6 protein-coding genes are annotated in these 6630 nt (G+C 27.5%); 5 read left to right on the top strand and 1 reads right to left on the bottom strand.

The annotated features are described in order from the left end of the window. Window positions 1–24: 24 nt before the first annotated feature. Window positions 25–744: a polysaccharide deacetylase family protein gene (locus HCG70_RS12865; protein WP_055291838.1), complete on the bottom strand. Its 720-nt coding sequence runs from the start codon at window positions 742–744 to the stop codon at window positions 25–27. 311 nt (window positions 745–1055) lie between these two features. Between HCG70_RS12865 and HCG70_RS12870 the strand changes: the two genes are divergently transcribed. The 5 genes from HCG70_RS12870 to HCG70_RS12890 all read left to right on the top strand — a co-directional run bounded on the left by HCG70_RS12870 (window position 1056) and on the right by HCG70_RS12890 (window position 6525). Further along, on the top strand, window positions 1056–2342 hold the full coding sequence (locus HCG70_RS12870) for a uracil-xanthine permease family protein (protein ID WP_055277874.1): 1287 nt from the start codon (window positions 1056–1058) through the stop codon (window positions 2340–2342). 158 nt (window positions 2343–2500) lie between these two features. Beyond that, entirely contained in the window at window positions 2501–4360 is a 1860-nt protein-coding gene (locus HCG70_RS12875; protein WP_078061279.1) for an EAL domain-containing protein, read from the top strand. Between the two features lie 72 nt (window positions 4361–4432). Further along, window positions 4433–5194: a prealbumin-like fold domain-containing protein gene (locus HCG70_RS12880; protein WP_078061278.1), complete on the top strand. Its 762-nt coding sequence runs from the start codon at window positions 4433–4435 to the stop codon at window positions 5192–5194. 116 nt (window positions 5195–5310) lie between these two features. Further along, the gene (locus tag HCG70_RS12885) at window positions 5311–5751 is read left to right on the top strand and encodes a dUTP diphosphatase (RefSeq protein ID WP_042394990.1); all 441 of its coding nucleotides are present in this window, start codon (window positions 5311–5313) and stop codon (window positions 5749–5751) included. A gap of 150 nt (window positions 5752–5901) precedes the next feature. After that, entirely contained in the window at window positions 5902–6525 is a 624-nt protein-coding gene (locus tag HCG70_RS12890; RefSeq protein WP_055277873.1) for a cyclase family protein, read from the top strand. Window positions 6526–6630: the final 105 nt, after the last annotated feature.

The raw sequence follows: 6630 nt of genomic DNA on the forward strand, positions 1-6630 counted from the left end.
TAATTAACATGAGCTTTTTATATATTATTTTTTTAGTACATGATAAATTTCAGGAGTATCCACAGTTATTTTTTCAAAGGTATAACCTTGGCTTTTATAATATTTAATTATACCTTTAATTGCTATAGCGGTATTTTTATTTGCATAAGCATTGTGCATTAAGACTACAACACTGTCTTTTGTAGATATAGATCTATTTAAGATAGTATCTGGAGAGGAGTTTGGATTTGCTCCGTCTAAAGTGTCCTGAGTCCAATCATATATTTTAAATCCATTAGAATGAACTGCATTTACCATTTCATTAGATATTCTATAGGTACTATTATTTGTTCCATAAGGGAATCTTAAAATGCAGTAATTTTCGCCAGTAACATCATAAAGGGCATTTTGAACTCGTTTCATTTCAGAAATGAAACCATCACAACTACTATAAAGTTTATTTCTTTCATGAGTAAAGCTATGTAGACCAATACTATGACCTTCCTCTTTCATTCTAAGTATTATATCTTCTTGACCTTTTATTTGATTACCTATTATGAAGAAGGTTGCTGGAACATTTTCTTCCTTTAATACGTCTAAAGTTTTTATAGTTACTTCTCCGCCAGGAGCATCATCAAATGTTAAATAAACAACCTTTTTCTTATTACATTCTTTATTGTCATCATCACAATATGTGGTTATTTGGGGAAAGAGAAGTAATGCTATAAGAATAAATAAAGTTAAATTCGATAATTTTTTCATCATATAAAAATCACTCTTTTCACTATAAGATTAATAAGTACCTTTAGATTTAACTCATTTTTAGTATGTACAATTTTTAAAAATATATTTCTTGATATTTTATTTAAAAGAGTATATAATAACAAAAAAAGCTTTAAGTCGAATCAGAGAGTTCGGTAAGTTTCAAAAGTTTGTAGTATTAATTATTTTAATAGGGTTACTATAGCTTCTTACTGAATGTAAGAAGCATTTTTTTTTGCCTTTAATAACAGTCCAGTGAGGCTGAAAAGGGGGAATTTAAAATTCTCCTTAAAAGAAAATAGGGAGGGTGTTTTATGGCACAATATACAGGTGAATTATTAAAAGAAAAGAGAAGTGTTAAGGATGGAGTAATGAAGGTTATTCTTGCAATGCAGCATCTAATAGCAATGTTTGGGGCAACAGTATTAGTACCTATATTAACAGGATTAGATCCATCAGTAGCATTATTTTCAGCTGGGATTGGAACATTAATATTCCATTTATGTACAAAGGGAAAGGTTCCGGTATTTTTAGGGTCATCATTTGCTTTCATTCCAGTAATAGTAGCAGTTTCAGAAAAATATAATGGCGATTTAAGATATGCTCAAGGTGGTATTATTGTAGTTGGATTGATTTATGTAGCAGTATCTTTTTTAATAAAAAAGATAGGATTAAAGAATATTAAAAAAGTATTACCAGCTCAAGTAGTAGGACCAATGATAATAGTAATTGGTTTAAATTTAATTCCAACAGCTCTAGATATGACTGGAATAATGTCTATAGCTTCAGGAGGAAATGATGCTGTAGTAAGTGTAATAATAGCATGCATAACATTAGGAATAGCATTATTAATTAAAAAGTTTAGTAAAGGATTCTTATCTCAAGTATCTATTTTAATAGCTGTAGTAGTAGGATATGTAATTAGTTTAATGTTAGGATTAGTATCTACAGCAGAAATTCAAAGTGCAAGTTTAGTGGCTGTACCAAGTTTTACATTACCTAAATTTGATATTGGTGCGATTGCAATAATAGCACCAGTAGTTTTAGCTGTAGTAATGGAACATGTAGGTGATATTACTACAAATGGAGAAGTTGTAGGTAAAAACTTTATAGAAGATCCAGGCTTAAATAGAACATTACTAGGAGATGGGCTTGCGACTTTAGCAGCAGGATTTTTAGGAGGGCCAGCAAATACAACATATGGTGAAAATACAGGAGTACTTGCAATAACAAAAAATTATAACCCAGCAATATTAAGATTAACAGCTATTTTTGCAATATTATTAAGTTTTGTTGCAAAGTTTGGTGCAGCAATAAGAACAATACCACAGCCAGTAATGGGTGGAATAAGTTTAATGTTATTTTCAATGATAGCAATTGTTGGAGTTAAAACAATTAAAAGAGAAAAAGTTGAATTTAATATTTGTAATATCATTGTAATGGTAGCAATATTAATTATAGGTCTTTCAGGAAATTTTTTAGAAAAAGCAATAGGAATACAAATAACTGAAACAGTAAGTATATCAGGATTAAGTTTTGCAGCAATTATAGGTGTTTTACTTAATGTAATATTTACAAAATTAAAAAAAGAAAACAATTAAAAATATTAATTATAGCACTAAGTAATAGAAATATTATTTAGTGCTAATTTATTTTAATAAGAAAAATATACAATATATTAATAAATTTAGTAGAAATATATATATTTTTGTAAGTATATGATAAAATTAGTTTATAAATATATATTTTGGAGGTCATTATGAACCTAAATATTAAAAGTAATAAAAAAGTATATAAATATAATAAATTTTTTATATTATTTATGGGAATAACTATATTTCTTTTAGTACAGTATAATTTGATAAATTCAATAGAAGTTATAATGATAATGGTAATGGCTGTTTTAATACTTATTATTGAAGAGTGTTTAATAAGAATAAAAGTAAAAAATACTGAGTGTATTAAGTGTAGAGAAGGTTATGCTTTATCTATTGAAGCAATGAATGGAGCTATTTGGAAGTGGGATGATGATAAAAATAGTTTGTTTATTTCAGGAAAGATAAAGAATGAACTTGGAATAAAGAAAGAAAATATTACATTAGAAGAGTGGTATAGATATGTAGATGATTCGGAATGTGATAGAGTAAGAAATTATTTTAATAATATATGTTTAAATAGAATGTGCTTAGAATCAAATATTAAGTATAGGATAAAGGCAAAAGATGGACAGTTAATTCATATTGATTATACAGGAAAGGGTACTATAAAAGATAAGGTTTATAGTTTATCTGGAGTAATAACGGATGTTAGCAATGAAAAAAAGGCTGAACAAAAGATTCATTTTATGAATTATTATGATGATATAACAGGAATTCCTAACAGAAAGATGTTTACAGAAATATTTAAAGAGTTAATAAACGATAATCTTAGTTGTGGTACAAAGTTAGGATTAATTTTTTATGATATAGATAACTTTAAAAGTATTAATGATACTTATGGTCATGAAGTTGGTGATGAGATACTTTTAAAGCTTTCTGAAAGGGTAAATAAAGAATTAGATGGAAGACATACATTTGCTAGATTTGGAGGAGATGAATTTGTAATTGCTTTTTCTAGAGTACATGATGAAAATGAAATTAGAGAGTTATTAAATAAATTGTTGGTTAGTGTAAGAAAGCCAATTGAAGTTAATAATAAAAGTATATATTGCTCTATAAGTTTAGGGGTTAGTATGTATCCAAGAGATGCAGATAATTTAGATATACTATTAAAAACAGCAGATATGGCAATGCATAAAGCTAAAGAAGAAGGAAAAAATAGATTTAGATTTTTTGATGTTGATATTTTAACTTTATTAAGGAGACAATACGATATTGAAAAAGCATTGAGAACTTCCATAGAAAAGAAAGAAATATTTATGGTTTTTCAACCTAAAATATCTATTAAAGGTGAAAAAGTAAATGGATTTGAAGCATTAGTAAGATGGGTAAGCCAAGAGTTAGGGTTTGTGTCTCCTGCTGAATTTATTCCAATTGCTGAGAATACGGGATTTATTGTTGAGCTAGGAAAATATATTATTGAAGAAAGCTTTAAAAAATGTAGAGAATTATATGAGTCAAGTGATAATAAATTTCATATAGCTATTAATATATCTGATATTCAATTGAGAGAAGAGGGATTTATAGACTTTGTTTCAGCTTTACTTAATAAATATAACATACCTCCCGAATATATAGAGTTCGAAATTACTGAAGGGGTTATTATGCAATCAGTATCAAGAAATATAGAACTTTTATTAAATTTAAAGAAATTAGGTGTATCCATTGCTCTTGATGATTTTGGAACTGGATATTCATCATTAAGTTATTTAAAAAGATTACCAATAGATGTATTGAAAATTGATAAAAGCTTTGTAGACGGTATTGGTGTTGACGAAAAAAGTGAGTATATAGCAGAAAGTATAATAAAGCTTTCACACAGCTTAGATTTAAAAGTAGTTGCTGAAGGTGTAGAAACTAAGGAACAATTGGGATACTTAGATAAAATGAAGTGTGATATTGCACAAGGATATTATTTTAGCAAACCAGAAAAATTTGAAATTATAAAAGAAATGATATAAAAAATTTAATTTTTAAGCACAAAATGGCCTCTTAATGCGTATTATGTAAATATATGGTTTTAGGAGGTTTTTATGCGTATAAGAATAGAAGATGATTTTGATAGCGAATTAGAAAATGAATATAAGTCAATAGATAATGACTCAAACGTAGGAAATGGTAAATTATCAAATTCTAGTGGAACAATAATAGATGTTGACCCAACTGATGTTAAAGCAACTGATGTTGAAGTTGATCAAGCTACTAATGATAATAGTTGTAAAGAAAATGTAGATAAACCAATAATTTCAGAAAAGGATAAAAAGAAAGTAAAAACTTATAATCTTGATAATGGATTTAGTTTAGAACTTCAAGGTGCAACTTTTATAGATGATAACGAAGAAGTAAATGATAATAAGGAAGTAAATGATAATAGTAATTATGCTAATCAAAAAGTACTAGAAGATGATAATATAAAAGAAAGGCTAGTAGAAAATGAAGACAAGATTATAAATAATAGCAATTATACAAAAGCAAGAAAGAAAGAAAAGAGAATAGTTGGAAAGATTACTGTTATATCAAAATTGGGAGATAGAAAGGGAAGTAATATTTCAGATGCTAAGATAAATTTATATGCTTTAAACGGATTATCTCCAAAGATGATAAGTTCAAAGTATACTGATAAGAATGGAGTTGTTATCTTTGATAATTTAGCAGAAGGAAGTTATAGGGTAATTGAAATTGTAAATAGGAAGTATTTTGAAAAGCCAACATATATTCAATGGAATGAAGTGACTATTAATGATGAATTAAGAGAAGAAAGTATTATAGTCATAAATAAAATAAAACATCATTAAAGAAAATACAGAAGGATTGTAGATTAGTATGATATTAGTTTAAAGATATTATACTTTTCTTGCAATCCTTTTTTATGTTAGAATTACATATAAGAAATGAAAGGAAGATACGAGAGATGAAAATAAGAATAAAATATTTTGAAGGTGCAACAAAATTAAAGAAAATTAGTAAGGGTAATTGGATAGATGTTTATGCAAGTAAGGATATATTTGTGCCGCTAAATGAAAGAGCAATGGTACCACTAGGATTTGCTTTAGAATTACCACAAGGATGGGAAGGACATTTAGCACCGAGAAGCTCAACATTTAAAACTTGGGGTATAATACAAACTAATTCTGTTGGTGTTGTTGATGACACATATATTGGAGATAATGATCAATGGCATATGCCGGTATACTGTTTACAAGCAAAACACGATAATGGAACATGGATAAGAACTGGAGATAAAATAGGGCAGTTTAGAATAATGGAAGTAATGCCAGAAATTCAATTTGATGAGGTTGAATCTTTTGGTAATTGTGATCGTGGAGGATTTGGAACTACGGGAACAAATTAAAGTGTTTATTTAAAGTTAGTATAAAAACTGACTTTTTGTTTAAAATATAAACATAAGGAAATAATGAAAGTTTATTGTAATTAAATGTAAAATATGTTAATATAAACAAAAGAAGGGGTTATTACAATCAAAGGGAGAAGTGGGGAAGAAATGAAGTACATTGATTTATCACATGAAATAAAAAATGAAATGCCTGTTTATCCGGGAGATAAAGAGGTTAATTTAATAAAGGAAAAGGATTATATAGAAAATGGATATAATAGCATTTCTATAGCTACAGAAATGCATGCAGGAACACATATTGATGCACCGCTACATATGCAAGAAAATAAAAGTTATATATCAGATTATCCAATTGAAAGGTTTATAGGTAATGTAGCATTACTGGATGTTCGTGGTGAGAAAATTATAGATGTTAAGGATGAGTATTATATAAATATTAAAGAAAATGATATAGTTCTATTATTTACTGGTTGGGATAATTTTTATGGAAAAGAAGAGTATTATACTGAGCATCCAGTAGTAAGTAGGGAGTTAGCCGAACTTTTAATAAAAAAGAAAATTAAGATGTTAGGAATGGATATGCCTTCGCCAGATAGGGATAATTATGAAATTCATAATGTATTGTTTGAAAATGATATATTCCTTTTAGAAAATCTAACTAATTTAAATAAGCTTTTATATAATGAAGAAATTCAATTGTTTGCACAACCTTTAAAGGTTCAAAGTGAAGCTAGTTTAGTTAGAGCTGTAGCAATTTATCAGGGATATTAATAATATAAATAAAAAATAACAGAGTACCTGAACTGCTCCCTGTCAAGTAGACAGGGTAAATAATAAAAAATTATGATGCTAAGGTATGACTCCTATATTCAAGCG

This window comes from Clostridium sp. K04 (assembly GCF_019734375.1).
In the GTDB taxonomy this organism is placed as follows: Bacteria; Bacillota; Clostridia; order Clostridiales; family Clostridiaceae; genus Clostridium; species Clostridium saudiense.

Coding starts and splice junctions, on each gene's coding strand:
- HCG70_RS12865 (WP_055291838.1), bottom strand. CDS start 744: ATGATGAAAAAATTATCGAATTTAACTTTATTTATTCTTATAGCATTA.
- HCG70_RS12870 (WP_055277874.1), top strand. CDS start 1,056: ATGGCACAATATACAGGTGAATTATTAAAAGAAAAGAGAAGTGTTAAG.
- HCG70_RS12875 (WP_078061279.1), top strand. CDS start 2,501: ATGAACCTAAATATTAAAAGTAATAAAAAAGTATATAAATATAATAAA.
- HCG70_RS12880 (WP_078061278.1), top strand. CDS start 4,433: ATGCGTATAAGAATAGAAGATGATTTTGATAGCGAATTAGAAAATGAA.
- HCG70_RS12885 (WP_042394990.1), top strand. CDS start 5,311: ATGAAAATAAGAATAAAATATTTTGAAGGTGCAACAAAATTAAAGAAA.
- HCG70_RS12890 (WP_055277873.1), top strand. CDS start 5,902: ATGAAGTACATTGATTTATCACATGAAATAAAAAATGAAATGCCTGTT.